Consider the following 12,570-nt stretch of genomic DNA (forward strand, 5'->3'; position numbering starts at 1 on the left):
TCAGGCGACATCCGGGTCGTCCTCCTCGTCGCAACAGCTATCGGCGGCGAGGCGCTTGCGCATTGAGATATGGCAAATTTTACAACAGGGTAGATTTTTGCCGCCGTCGTCCCGGCCGGGCACGCGGATCGGCACCATGCCCCCCGCACCGCCGCACGCGGCGACCATGATGTATGAAGCCTGGGCCGGCGCGGGCATCGCCATCTGCAAGACGGCCAGCGGGGCCAGCAGCTTGAGCAGGCGGCTCATGCCTCTTCATCCTCTTCGATCAGGATGCGCGCGGCGGCGCCGTCGAGATCGCTGAACTGCCCGCGCTTGAGAGCCCAGAAGAAGGAGGCCAGTCCGAACAGGCCCATGCCAAGGGCGATCGGGAGCATGAAGGCGATGCCGTTCATTTCGCTTCTCCGGCAAGACGCAGCGAATTGGCCACGACGACAAGCGAGCTGGTCGACATGGCGATGGCAGCGATGAGCGGGGTAACGTGGCCAAGGATCGCCAGCGGCACCGCCAGCGCGTTGTAGCCGATGGCGAGGACGAAGTTCTGGCGCACGACCCGCATGGTGGCGCGGGCCACCCGCACCGCGCGAGGGATGGCGAGCAGGGAATCGCCGGTGAACACCATGTCCGCAGCCTGCCGACCGACGTCGCTGGCAGAACCGGGGGCGATCGAGGCGTTGGCGGCGGCAAGCGCCGGACCATCGTTCAACCCGTCGCCCGCCATAAGCACGGTGCGCCCCGCTGCCTGGAGACGCTCGATGGCTTCCTGCTTCTCCATCGGGCTGGCGGCGGCCTGCGCGGTGAGACCCGTCGCGCGCGAGACGGCGGCGACCGCAGGGATGGAATCGCCGGAGAGGATGGAGGCTGGAACACCCATGCTCGACAACTGCCCGAGCGCGGCTTCGGCGTCGGGACGAAGCCGGTCGGCAAAGGCGATGACACGGACCGGCCCGCCCTCAACATGAAGCGCCGTGGCCATGCCCTGGGCCGATTGCGGGCGACCGAGCGACACCGCAAGGCCATTCCATTTGCCGCTCACGCCCTTCCCCGGCTCTTCCACCACATCTTCCAGGGCCGCCGCGAGGACACCGCGCGCGCCGAGGGCCTGCACGAGACCCAGCGACAGGGGGTGGCGACTGTGACTGGCGAGCGCGAGGGCGACAGAGGCTTCGGCGCCGGACAGGGCGTCGAGGGCCGCTTCGTCGGGAACCGGGCGACCGAGCGTCAGCGTACCGGTCTTGTCGAGCAGGAGGCGGTCGACTTCGGCCATGCGTTCGAGCGCGGAGCCGTCCTTCACCAACACGCCGCGCTTCATCAGCGCACCCGCGGCAACGACCTGCGCCACCGGCACCGCAAGGCCAAGCGCACAAGGGCAGGTAATGATGAGCACTGCGATCGCGATGACCAGCGACTTGTAGACGCCTGCGCCCGCGATCATCCAGCCGACGAACGTCAGCGCCGCGAGCGTATGGACGGCTGGTGCGTAAAGCCGCGAGGCACGGTCGGCAATGCGCACGTACTTCGACCGCGACTGGCCGGCCGCTTCCATCAGGCGGGCGATCTCTGACAAGGCGGTATCGCGGCCGATGGCGGTCACGCGCACATCGACCGGCAGTTCGACGTTGAGCGTGCCCGCGTGGACAATGCTTCCCGGCCCGGCGTTGACGGGTTCGCTCTCACCGGTAAGCAACGACTGGTCGAACCGGCTGGTGCCGCGAACGATCGCACCATCGGCCGCAAGGCGCTCGCCCGAGGCAACCCGCATGATCATGCCAGGCTCGAGCGACTTTGCCTCCACCCAGCGGGTCGAACCGTCGGCATCGACCACCATCGTGCCGGTGGCAACCTGGCGCAGCAGCGCATCGACGCCCGAGCGGGCGCGGTCGCGCATCATCGCATCGAGCACGCGGCCTGCCAGGAGGAACATCAGGAGCATGAGAACGCCGTCGAACCACGCCTCTGCCCCGCCGGTCAGCGTTTCATAGAACGAGAGGCCGGTGGCGATGGTGACGCCGATGGAGATCGGCACGTCCATGTTGGTCCTGCCATGGCGCAGCACCTTCCACGCCGAGGCGAAGAATGGCCGCCCGGCATAGACGATGGCGGGAACGCCGATCAGCGCCGAGACCCAGTGGAACAGCGACCGCGTCGTGCCATCCGCCCCCGACCAGACGCTGACCGACATGAGCATGACGTTCATGCAGGCGAAGGCGGCCACGCCAAGCGGCGCGAGCAGCGGCTTCACCGCAGATACCGGCTCGGCCTCGATCTCGCGCGGCTGGGCCTCGAAGCCGGTTGCGGCAAGTGCGGCAACGAGCGCGGGCGTTTCGATCGCGGGTGCATGGATGACCTCGACCGTGCGCGCGGTCAGGTTTGTGCGCGCGCTGGCAACGCCCTCGACCGCGCCGAGCGCGCGCTCGACCTTGCCCATGCAACCCGCGCAATGCATGCCCGGGACAGCCAGAACGGTGTGGACCGCGGGCACTGGCTCGGCCGACCTGCGCGCGAGAGTGTTCACAACACTTCCCCGACCGTGCGCCAGACCTTGCCTTCGGCCTCGACAGTCACCCGCAGGCGCCAGCGACCGGCTTCAAGCGGGGCAGCGTAAACGCCGGGCAGCGTCTCGTGCAGCACGAGGTCGGCAAGCGGACGGCGGCCGAGCGGGTGTTCCGCGATCGCGGTGACCCTGGCGGCAGAGATCGGCTTACCCATGCTGTCGAACAAGGCGATCTCGGCGTGGCCCTGGCCGTCGCGGGCAAGATCGCCCTTCCAGCCGAGCGCCTGCTCGACCTTCGCTTCCTTGAGCCAGCGGTTGAAGTGCTGGCCGGCAAGGTAGCTATCGTTGACCACCACCCCGCCGAAGGTCGACGTGGCAAGCCGCGCCATCAGCACGTTGACGGAAATGACCACTGCAAAGAAGGCGACGAGGATCGCGGCCATCTTCTTGCCGGTGAACGGACGAACGGTACGGCGCTGCTGGGTCACTGGCCGTTTCCTTGTGCTGTCGTGAAGGTGGTTTCGCTGCGATCCGTCCCGCCATCGCGGTCGGTGGCGGTCATCACGAAGGCGAACTCAGCCGGCTCGCTGCCACGCGGGCGCAGGGCATAGACGCGCAGGCGCTGGGTGGTGTCTGCGGGCACATCGACCTCGATCTGGCGACCGGCCTCGGCGGCATCCATCTCGTCGGTGAAGATCGCCCCGCCCTGCAACCCGTCGAGCGCGATGCGGAAGGTGCGCGGACGCTCTTCCATGTTGCGCAGCTTGAGCGTGTAGGCGTTGCGGATGGCACCGTCGGAAAGCATCACGTATTCCGGATTGCGATCCTTGGCGACCGACAGATCGAGCCGGGCGCGCTGGCCGAGCATGAACAGCATGGCCAGTCCGATGGAACTCCACACGCCGAGGTAGACGAGCGTACGCGGACGCAGGATCGTCTTCAGCAAGGGCGTGGCAGGCTGGCCCTGCTTTTCCTTCTCGGCATCGTCGAGCGTGCAGTAGTCGATCAGGCCGCGCGGACGGCCGACATCGGCCATGGCCTTGTCGCAGGCGTCGATGCAAAGCGCACAGGTAATGCAGCCGACCTGCGGCCCTTCGCGGATGTCGATGCCGGTGGGACACACCGCAACGCATTGCAGGCAGTCGATGCAGTCGCCAAGCGGCGTTGCCGCCTTCATCGCGGTCTTCAACGAACCGCGCGGTTCGCCACGCCAGTCCTTGTAGGTGACGATCAGGCTCTTCTCGTCGAGCATCGCGGTCTGGATGCGCGGCCACGGGCACATGTAGATGCAGACCTGTTCGCGCAGGAAGCCGCCGAGGACGAAGGTCGTCATCGTCAGCACGAAGGTGGTCGCATAGGCGACGGGTGCGGCATTGCCGGTCCAGAAGTCATGCTGGAGCGTCGGCGCGTCGGCGAAGTAGAAGATCCACGCACCGCCGGTCAGGAAGCTGATGGCGAGGTAGATGCCCCACTTGAACAGTCGCTTCGCGATCTTCTGCGGCCCCCAGGGCGCCTTCTGCAGACGGAGCTGGGCGTTGCGGTCGCCGTCGACGAAGCGGTCGACGTGCTGGAACAGGTCGGTCCAGACCGTCTGCGGACAGGCATACCCGCACCACGCGCGCCCCACCGCGCTGGTGACGAGGAACAGTCCGATGCCCGCCATGATGAGCAAGCCCGCCACGAAGTAGAACTCGTGCGGCCAGATCTCGATGTCGAACATGAAGAACCGGCGGTTCGCCAGGTCGATCAGCACCGCCTGGTCCGGCGCATAGGGACCACGGTCCCAGCGGATCCAGGGAGTGCCCCAGTAGATGGTGAGGCACACGGCCATGACCAGCCACTTGAACCGACGGAACGGACCGTTGACGGCCTTCGGGAAGACGGACTTGCGCTTTTCGTAGAGGACGGTCTCGCTGGAGGTGTTCGCGCTCAGTTTGGGATCGTGCGCGTGCATGGCCGTGTGTCCTTGATCGGGTTACTTCGCAGCCGCCGCGGGGGCGGCTGCGGGGTCGGGAACGGCAGCGGGAGCTTCCTCGCCGCCGCCCAGCGAGTGGACGTAGGTCGCCAGCATCTTGACGGTGACCGGGTCGAGGCGATTGCCCCACGACGGCATCACGCCGTAGCGGGCGTTGGTGACCGTCTGGGTCAGCGCTTCACGGCTGCCGCCGTAGAGCCAGATCGCGTCGTTCAGCTTCGGCGCGCCGACAGCGCGGCTGCCCTCGCCGCTGGCACCGTGGCAGACCACGCAATTGGCTGAGAAGACCGCAGCGCCGCGCTGCGACGAGCCGCTGGGCTTTTCCTCGCCGGCAAGCACGCGGACATGGCTGACCACGTCCTGGACCTGCGCCGGGGTGAGGATGCCGTCGCGACCGAAGGCGGGCATCTGGCTGGTGCGGGTCTGGTCGTCGCCCGGCTGGCGTACGCCGTGGACGAGCGTCTGGTGGATCGTGGCGACGTCGCCGCCCCACAGCCAGTCGTCATCGTTGAGGTTGGGATAGCCCGCGCTGCCCGCCGCGCCGTTGCCGTGGCACTGGATGCAGTTGACCTTGAAGGCGGCCCGGCCGCCGTCGATGGCGGCGCGGCGAAGGCGCGGATCAGCGGCGATCTGCTCGATCGAAGCCTTGTCCAGTTCGGCCAGCATGCCGGCCTTGCGCGCGGCCTCTTCCTTCATCTCGCGATCGAGCTGCCCGCGGCTGGTCCAGCCAAGCGTGCCGGCGGTCGCCTTGTCGATCAGCGGCCAGGCCGGATAGGCCACGCAATAGGCGATCGAGAAGAGGATGCAGGCATAGAAGCTCCACAGCCACCAGCGCGGCAGCGGATTGTTCAGTTCCTCGATGCCGTCCCACTCGTGGCCGACGGTTTCGACGCCAGTTGCGTCGTCAATGCGTTGCTTAGACATCGTTCTCGTCCTTGAAGATCGAGTTCGCGACTTCGTGGTTCAGCGACTTGGCGCCCGGGCGGAACGGCCAGAGCGAAAGGCCGAGGAAGATCCCCGCCATCACCACCAGCCCCCAGCTGTCAGCGAGATGCCGCAGCAGTTCATAGGTGGAGTGCGCGGTCACCGCCCCTTCTCCTTCGCCAGTTCCTCCTGCGCCGCCGGAGCGTTCACATCGACGAGCGTGCCGAGCATCTGCAGGTAGGCGACAAGCGCGTCCATTTCGGTCAGGCGATTGGGATCGCCGTCGAAATCGCGGGCCTGGGCCTTGGGATAGCGCTTGATGAGATCGGTCGCGTCGGCGCTCGGATCGGCCTGCGTCTTCAGGTCTTCGTTGGCCTTCGCGATGTCGGTCTTCGTATAGGGCACGCCGACCTGGTAGAGCGTCTGCAGTTCGGCGGTCATGTCGCCGGCCTTCAGGTCATGCTCCGCGAGGTGCGCATAAGTCGGCATGATCGATTCCGGCACGACGGCGCGCGGGTCCTTGAGGTGCTGGACGTGCCATTCATCGGAATAGCGGTTGCCGACGCGCGCAAGGTCGGGCCCGGTGCGCTTCGAGCCCCACTGGAACGGATGGTCGTACATCGATTCCGCGGCGAGGCTGTAGTGGCCGTAGCGTTCGACCTCGTCCCGGAACGGACGGATCATCTGGCTGTGGCAGACATAGCAGCCCTCGCGGACATAGATGTCGCGTCCGGCCTGCTCGAGGGGGGTGTAGGGGCGCATGCCGTCCACCTTCTCGATCGTATTGTCGATCCAGAACAGCGGGGCGATCTCGACGATGCCGCCCACGGTCACCGCGGCAAAGGCCGCGATGCCGAGGAGGGTCACGTTGCGCTCCAGTTTCTTGTGGCGTTCCACGATGGTGGTCATGGGATTTTCTCCAGAGCGTCTTGGATCAGGCTGCAGCCGGGGCGGCGATGACCGGACGATCCTTTTCGGGATCGAAGGCGGCGTCGCGCATCGGCGCTTCCTCGCGCAGGTGGCCAAGGATCGTGCGCCAGACGTTGACCGTCATCACCACGGCGCCGGCGAGGTAGAGCAGGCCGCCGAAGGCGCGCAGGAAGAACATCGGCTTCAGCGCCAGGACGGTCTCGGCGAAGCTGTTCACGAGGTAGCCGTCGGCGCCGTATTCACGCCACATCAGGCCCTGCATGATGCCGGCGACCCACATCGAGGCGGCGTAGAAGACGATGCCCACCGTCGCGAGCCAGAAGTGCCAGTTGACCATGCGCAGGCTGTAGAGGCGCGGGCGGTTCCACAGGCGCGGCACGAGATAGTAGACTGCGGCGAAGGTGATCATGCCGTTCCAGCCGAGCGCGCCGGAGTGGACGTGGCCGATGGTCCAGTCGGTATAATGCGACAGGCTGTTGACCGATTTGATCGACATCATCGGGCCTTCGAAGGTGCTCATGCCGTAGAAGGCCAGCGCCATGACCATCATGCGAATGATCGGGTCGGTGCGGACCTTGTCCCACGCACCGTTGAGCGTCATCAGGCCGTTGATCATGCCACCCCAGCTCGGCATCCACAGCATGACCGAGAAGACCATGCCCAGCGTCTGCGCCCAGTCGGGCAGCGCGGTGTAGTGGAGATGGTGCGGACCCGCCCAGATGTAGAGGAAGATCAGCGCCCAGAAGTGGATGATCGACAGGCGGTAGGAATAGATCGGACGTTCGGCCTGCTTGGGTACGAAGTAGTACATCATCGCCAGGAAGCCGGCGGTCAGGAAGAAGCCCACCGCGTTGTGGCCGTACCACCACTGCACCAGCGCGCCCTGCACGCCCGCGAAGATCGGATAGCTGCGGCTGCCGAAGAAGCTTACCGGCCAGTTCAGGTTGTTGACGATGTGGAGCATCGCAACAGTGATGATGAACGACAGGTAGAACCAGTTGGCGACGTAGATGTGCGGTTCGGTCCGCTTGACAATCGTGCCGACGAAGACCGCGAGGTATGCGACCCAGACGACCGTCAGCCAGAGGTCGACGTACCATTCGGGCTCGGCGTATTCCTTCCCCTGGGTGATCCCGAGCAGATAGCCTGTGGCGGCCAGCACGATGAAGAGCTGGTAACCCCAGAACACGAAACGGGCGAGGCCGGGGAAGGCCAGCCTCGCCCGGCAAGTACGCTGCACGACGTAGAACGACGTGGCGATCAGCGCGTTGCCTCCGAAAGCGAAGATGACCGCGGACGTATGCAGCGGGCGCATGCGGCCGAACGCGGTCCATTCCAGACCGAGGTTCAGCACCGGCATGGCCAGTTGCAGCGCGATGAAGAGCCCCGCAAGGAAGCCCGCCATGCCCCAGAAGACGGTCGCGATCACGCCCCAGCGGATCACGTCGTCATCATAGCGGCCCTGATCGGGCGCGAGGATGGCCTTGTGCAGATCCACCCCGCGCAGCGTCACCGTCAGCCCGATGATGCAGGCCAGTGCAACGATGCCCATGTGGATCGCGAAACCAGTGTCGACGGCTGCGGCGCAGGCGACGACGGCGAAAAGAAGCGCCACGAGCCACAAGCCCGTGCGCGATAGTGCCGATTCCATGGAGCCTTCCCTTCCATGCGAGTTGTGATCCCGCGCTGCACCCCCCTGGGGCCTGGAACATTGACCCTTGTCAAATAGGGTCAACGACTTGTCTCATACTTTGGTCGTAGCACGCCATTATTCATTTTTGCGCTCCGTCAATGTCCCCTGATTCGGCCCGGTGCATCAGGCTGACCAAGCCACGGACGATGCGAGGCCTGCGAGGGGCAGGCCAGCCGTGGCGCAGGATCTGGACAATGAAGAAGCTGCTTACCGCCGCACTCCCCGTCATTATCGCCGCTGCCGCGCTGGCTCCGGCACCTGCCCTTGCAGGTTCGACCGAGGGCAAGCTGCAGGTGAAGGTGCTCGGCACCGGCGTTCTGCCGGACGGCAAGATCGTCGACGTGAAGTACGATCCGCTCGGCCTGACCGACGGCGCGCAGACCAGGGCGAACGACAATGTCGTTCCGACGATCGCCATCGAGTATTTCTTCACGCCCAACATCTCGGCCGAGACGATCTGCTGCCTGACGCAACACCACGTGAGCGGCGCGGGCACGCTCGAGGGCGCGGACCATATCGTCGACCATGTGCTGGTACTTCCGGCCACGCTAACGCTGAAGTACCATCTGCCGCTGGAAGGCGGGATCAAGCCCTACATCGGCGCGGGGCCGTCGATGTTCCTCTACTTCGGCGAAAAGCCGGGTTCGAGCATCACCCCGCTTGGCGTCGACAAGGTGAAGATGTCCAACGACCTCGGCTTTGCGCTACAGGCCGGCGTCGACATCCCGGTCAACGACAAGGGCCTGGGCGTGACGCTCGATGCCAAGAAGTACTTCATGGACACCACCGCCCACTTCTACGTGAGCGGGACCGAAGTGCTCACCACCAAGCACTCGCTCGATCCTTGGGTGGTGAGCGCGGGGCTGTCCTACCGCTTCTGACCGGTTCCCTGTCCACCCGGCGCCCCCACGCGCGCCGGGCATAGGGACGGCGGGCAGGAAACCTCGAGGTTCTGGGATCGCCTCGATGGTTCTCCTGCCCGCCACATTTTTGTTTGCAGTCCATACAATTCCCTCCATTTCGGCTGTTGCGGCGCGGCAACAGGCGCGATTCAATCTTCTCCCCTGCCCCTCCTGACCCGTTGCGACCGGCCCCCGGCTTGTCGCATGGCTGATGTAGCACTTGCGCTTCGACAAGTTGCAGCCGCAACCAACACTGCGGAAAATGGGAGGATAATCATGGCTACCAAAGCCTTTGCGCGCGGCATTCTGCTGTCTACCGCCGCCTCGTTCATCATCGCCAATCCGGCCTTTGCCCAGTCTGCCGGCGCCATGCAGGCGGAAGAGGCGAACACCGGCAACGAGATCGTCGTCACCGCGACCAAGCGCGCGCAGACGATCCAGGAAGTGCCCTTCTCGGTCAACGCGCAGACCGCCGCCGATATCGAGCGGACCGGTGCGAACTCGATCGAGGACATCTCGCGTTCGGTCGCTGGCCTTACCGTCCAGAACCTCGGGCCTGGCCAGAGCCAGGTTTCGGTGCGCGGCGTCTCCGCCGGCCAGATCGTCCGCGACCAGCCCGGCGTGAAGGAGCAGGTCGGCATCTATCTCGACGAATCCGTCACCTCGCTCTCGCTGTTCACGCCCGACTTCGACCTGTTCGACCTCAACCGCGTGGAAACCCTGCGCGGGCCGCAGGGCACCCTGTTCGGCTCGGGCTCGGTCGGCGGCACCGTGCGCTACATCACCAACCAGCCCAAACTGGGCGAGACCGAAGGACAGGTCGCGGCTGACGTGAACGTCCTCGACGGCGGCGACGTGGGCTATTCCGCCAAGGGTGCGGTCAACGTGCCTCTGGGCGAAAATGCGGCCCTGCGCGTCGTCGGCTATGGCGAGCACTTCGGCGGCTTCATCGACGCGGTGGGACCCGCTGCAGGCAAGAACATCAACGACGGCGAACGCTATGGCGTGCGCGCGGCAGTGCTTTTCGAGCCCGTCGCCGGCCTCAAGATCACGCCGCGCATCGTCTACCAGGACATCAAGACCAACGGCTTCAACCGCGCCGAGGTCTATCATCTCTATGCCAGCCCGCTGGCCGGCGCCGCGCCGCTGCCGGAGAACACGCAGTACCTGAAGCTGCGCGAACAGTTCCACGACAAGACCACGCTGGCCGACCTCACCATCAGCGCGCCGATCGCCGATGGCGTCGATGCCACCAGCGTCACCACCTACATCCATCGCGACATCCTCGTCAGCCGCGATGCCTCGGCACTCACCGGCTCGGTATCGGTCTCGCCCTTCATCCTCGACCTGGGTGCGGATTCGGATCTCGCCAACCTGCCGTCGAACCTCAGGGACTCGACCAAGCTCGAGACCTGGACGCAGGAACTGCGCCTTGCCTCGTCGGGCTCCGGACCACTTCAGTGGGTGATCGGCGGCTTCTACAGCAACATCGACCGCGTCTACGCACAGCGCCTGCCCACGCCGGGTTATGACGCAATTGTCGATGCCGCGCTCGGTGAAGGCGCCTCGGCGGGCGCGGCCAACGGCTTCCCGCTCAACTCGCCATACAACGCCGACATTCCCTACAAGATCGAACAATTCGCCGTGTTCGGCGAGGCCAGTTACAAGGCGGGCGATTTCAAGCTCACCGCGGGCGGCCGCTACTACGATTTCAAGGAATCGCGCGACTTCATCTCCGGCGGCGTCTTCGCCAACGGCGACCGTCGCATCGGCGACAAGACCAAAAGCAACGGCTTCAACCCGCGCTTCATCCTCAGCTACCAGCCGAGCCGCGACCTTTCGCTCAACCTCCAGGCCTCGAAGGGCTTCCGCCTCGGCGGCGTCAACGATCCGCTTAACATCCCGCTCTGCTCGGGCGGCGAGGACGGCACCGACGCGAAGACCTTCGGCAACCGTCCGACCTACAAGGACGAATCCCTGTGGAACTACGAAGCGGGCGTAAAGCTCGCGCGCGGGCCGATCACCTTCAACGCGGCGGCGTTCTACAACGACATCCGCAACCTGCAGGTAACGGCGGACGCGGGAAGCTGCTCGTCGCGCGTGGTCTTCAACGTCCCCAAGGCGCACACGGCTGGCGTCGAAGTGGAACTTGGCGCGGAGCTGGCCGAAGGCTTCTCGCTCTCGGTCAACGGATCGGTGATCGAATCCAAGTTCGACAGCGACGTGCGTGACGCCAACGGTGCGGTCATCGCCGGCATCCGCGACGGCAATCGCCTGCCCACGGTGCCCAAGTTCCAGATGGCGGCGACCGCATCGTACAGCAGGGAAATCTCCGACGGCATGGACTTCGATGCCAACGTCAGCTTCCAGCATGTCGGCAATCGCTATACCCAGCCGTCCGACCAGGAAGCCGGCGCGGGCGTGTTCGGCAGCGCAATCTACTACAACCCGGCAACGGGCGCGGCCGGAACCGGCACGTACAACTTCGGCTCGCTCCAGCTGCCGAGCTACGAACTGGTCAACATCTCTGCCGGCCTCACCTGGCAGAACGGCCTTTCGGTGCTGGTCTACGCGAACAACCTGTTCAACGAGACCCCGCTGCTCTCGCTCGACCGCGAACGCGGTGGCCGCGCGCGCATCGGCTACAACGTGGGCACGCCGCGCAAGATCGGCATGACTGTCCGCAAGTCGTTCTGATCCGACGGTTCCGGAAAAAGGAAAGGCCGGTCCCTCGCGGGGCCGGCCTTTTCCTTGCGGCTTCCGATGGTCCGGCTCAACCCGCCAGCGCGACCAGAGCCCCGCGATTGACGATCTCGACCTCGCGCCGCGAAGGCAGTTCGATCACGCCATCGTTCTTGAGCTTGGTGAACTGCCGGCTCACCGTCTCGATCGTCAGGCCCAGAACGTCGGCCACTTGCTGGCGCGAAAACGGCAGCGAAAAGCGCTTGGCCGGGCCGAACGCCGGGGTGCAGCCCGTCTCGGCCAGCCGGTCCGACATCTCCAGCAGGAACGTCGCGATCTTCTCCGAGGCGTTCTTGCGGCCCAGCAGCATCATCCACGACCGGGTACGGTCGAGTTCGGCGAGCGTGCGTTCCAGCAGCTTGTGTTCAAGCTCCGGATGCTCGCGCGCGAAACGGTCGAAGTCGTTGCGCGAGAACACGCAGACCCGCGCGTCGGTCAGCGCCACAACGCTCGCGCTGCTCGTCTGGCCGAATGGCCGGCCGATGAAATCCGATGGATAGGCCACGCCGACGATCTGCTCTCGCCCGTCCTCGGTGCTGGTCGTCAGCTTGAGAACGCCCTCGATCACGTTGGCGACGAGGAGCGAGTCGTCGTCCTCCCACATCAGCGGTTCACCCGCAGAAACCGCCCGGCGGCGGCCCAACGTATTGAGTGCCGCGATCTCGCGGTTATCCAGACCGGCGCAAATTGCCCGGTTGCGCACAACGCATGTATCGCAGGCAGTCATGGGGGTTCGTTATCATTGCGGAGCATTTCCGGCAATCAGCGAATGTTCCAGCTTTACCGGCAAGTGCATCGAACTGCAGGCAAAAAAATAGGGCGGCCAGACTGCACGGCCGCCCAAGTTGGGGAGAAATCGCCGAAGCGGGGCGGTGTCCGGGGGGTGAGGTCTTGTTCCCGCTTCGTCGAG

12 protein-coding genes are annotated in these 12,570 nt (G+C 65.5%); 2 read left to right on the top strand and 10 right to left on the bottom strand.

Annotated features, from left to right (window positions below; genetic code table 11):
• From SARO_RS12955 to ccoN, 9 genes are read right to left on the bottom strand one after another with little or no spacing between them, the layout of a single operon-like run.
• On the bottom strand, positions 1–249 hold the full coding sequence (locus SARO_RS12955; RefSeq protein ID WP_011446212.1) for a hypothetical protein: 249 nt from the start codon (positions 247–249) through the stop codon (positions 1–3).
• The gene (gene ccoS / locus SARO_RS12960; protein WP_011446213.1) at positions 246–395 is read right to left on the bottom strand and encodes a cbb3-type cytochrome oxidase assembly protein CcoS; all 150 of its coding nucleotides are present in this window, start codon (positions 393–395) and stop codon (positions 246–248) included. Before ccoS ends, SARO_RS12955 begins: the two co-directional genes overlap by 4 nt.
• Positions 392–2,482, bottom strand: a complete 2,091-nt coding sequence (locus SARO_RS12965; protein ID WP_256325469.1) for a heavy metal translocating P-type ATPase — start codon at positions 2,480–2,482, stop codon at positions 392–394. Before SARO_RS12965 ends, ccoS begins: the two co-directional genes overlap by 4 nt.
• A 29-nt stretch (positions 2,483–2,511) precedes the next feature.
• The gene (locus SARO_RS12970; protein WP_011446215.1) at positions 2,512–2,982 is read right to left on the bottom strand and encodes a FixH family protein; all 471 of its coding nucleotides are present in this window, start codon (positions 2,980–2,982) and stop codon (positions 2,512–2,514) included.
• Complete coding sequence (gene ccoG / locus SARO_RS12975; RefSeq protein ID WP_011446216.1) at positions 2,979–4,448, bottom strand: cytochrome c oxidase accessory protein CcoG; 1,470 nt, start codon at positions 4,446–4,448, stop codon at positions 2,979–2,981. Before ccoG ends, SARO_RS12970 begins: the two co-directional genes overlap by 4 nt.
• Before the next feature lie 21 nt (positions 4,449–4,469).
• Complete coding sequence (ccoP, locus tag SARO_RS12980; RefSeq protein WP_011446217.1) at positions 4,470–5,393, bottom strand: cytochrome-c oxidase, cbb3-type subunit III; 924 nt, start codon at positions 5,391–5,393, stop codon at positions 4,470–4,472.
• Entirely contained in the window at positions 5,386–5,556 is a 171-nt protein-coding gene (locus tag SARO_RS12985; RefSeq protein WP_011446218.1) for a CcoQ/FixQ family Cbb3-type cytochrome c oxidase assembly chaperone, read from the bottom strand. Before SARO_RS12985 ends, ccoP begins: the two co-directional genes overlap by 8 nt.
• Positions 5,553–6,302 (bottom strand): cytochrome-c oxidase, cbb3-type subunit II, encoded by a 750-nt coding sequence (gene ccoO / locus SARO_RS12990; RefSeq protein WP_011446219.1) that lies wholly within the window; start codon positions 6,300–6,302, stop codon positions 5,553–5,555. Before ccoO ends, SARO_RS12985 begins: the two co-directional genes overlap by 4 nt.
• Positions 6,303–6,327: 25 nt before the next feature.
• Positions 6,328–7,974: a cytochrome-c oxidase, cbb3-type subunit I gene (gene ccoN, locus SARO_RS12995; RefSeq protein WP_011446220.1), complete on the bottom strand. Its 1,647-nt coding sequence runs from the start codon at positions 7,972–7,974 to the stop codon at positions 6,328–6,330.
• A gap of 236 nt (positions 7,975–8,210) precedes the next feature.
• Here ccoN and SARO_RS13000 point away from each other — a divergent pair, with 236 nt between their 5' ends.
• Positions 8,211–8,897, top strand: coding sequence for an OmpW/AlkL family protein (locus SARO_RS13000; protein WP_011446221.1), 687 nt, complete (start codon positions 8,211–8,213; stop codon positions 8,895–8,897).
• Positions 8,898–9,194: 297 nt separating this feature from the next.
• Positions 9,195–11,615: a TonB-dependent receptor gene (locus SARO_RS13005; RefSeq protein ID WP_011446222.1), complete on the top strand. Its 2,421-nt coding sequence runs from the start codon at positions 9,195–9,197 to the stop codon at positions 11,613–11,615.
• Positions 11,616–11,691: 76 nt separating this feature from the next.
• Here SARO_RS13005 and SARO_RS13010 read toward each other — a convergent pair whose 3' ends face one another.
• A complete protein-coding gene (locus SARO_RS13010; protein ID WP_011446223.1) occupies positions 11,692–12,387 on the bottom strand; it encodes a Crp/Fnr family transcriptional regulator in 696 nt (231 codons plus the stop codon).
• Positions 12,388–12,570: the final 183 nt, after the last annotated feature.

It is taken from the genome of Novosphingobium aromaticivorans DSM 12444 (assembly GCF_000013325.1).
GTDB lineage: Bacteria > Pseudomonadota > Alphaproteobacteria > Sphingomonadales > Sphingomonadaceae > Novosphingobium > Novosphingobium aromaticivorans.

What these genes read in the sequence shown, in the direction of transcription:
- SARO_RS12955 (WP_011446212.1), bottom strand. Translation starts at nt 249, where the DNA reads ATGAGCCGCCTGCTCAAGCTGCTGGCCCCGCTGGCCGTCTTGCAGATG.
- ccoS (WP_011446213.1), bottom strand. Translation starts at nt 395, where the DNA reads ATGAACGGCATCGCCTTCATGCTCCCGATCGCCCTTGGCATGGGCCTG.
- ccoG (WP_011446216.1), bottom strand. Translation starts at nt 4,448, where the DNA reads ATGCACGCGCACGATCCCAAACTGAGCGCGAACACCTCCAGCGAGACC.
- ccoP (WP_011446217.1), bottom strand. Translation starts at nt 5,393, where the DNA reads ATGTCTAAGCAACGCATTGACGACGCAACTGGCGTCGAAACCGTCGGC.
- ccoO (WP_011446219.1), bottom strand. Translation starts at nt 6,302, where the DNA reads ATGACCACCATCGTGGAACGCCACAAGAAACTGGAGCGCAACGTGACC.
- ccoN (WP_011446220.1), bottom strand. Translation starts at nt 7,974, where the DNA reads ATGGAATCGGCACTATCGCGCACGGGCTTGTGGCTCGTGGCGCTTCTT.
- SARO_RS13000 (WP_011446221.1), top strand. Translation starts at nt 8,211, where the DNA reads ATGAAGAAGCTGCTTACCGCCGCACTCCCCGTCATTATCGCCGCTGCC.
- SARO_RS13005 (WP_011446222.1), top strand. Translation starts at nt 9,195, where the DNA reads ATGGCTACCAAAGCCTTTGCGCGCGGCATTCTGCTGTCTACCGCCGCC.
- SARO_RS13010 (WP_011446223.1), bottom strand. Translation starts at nt 12,387, where the DNA reads ATGACTGCCTGCGATACATGCGTTGTGCGCAACCGGGCAATTTGCGCC.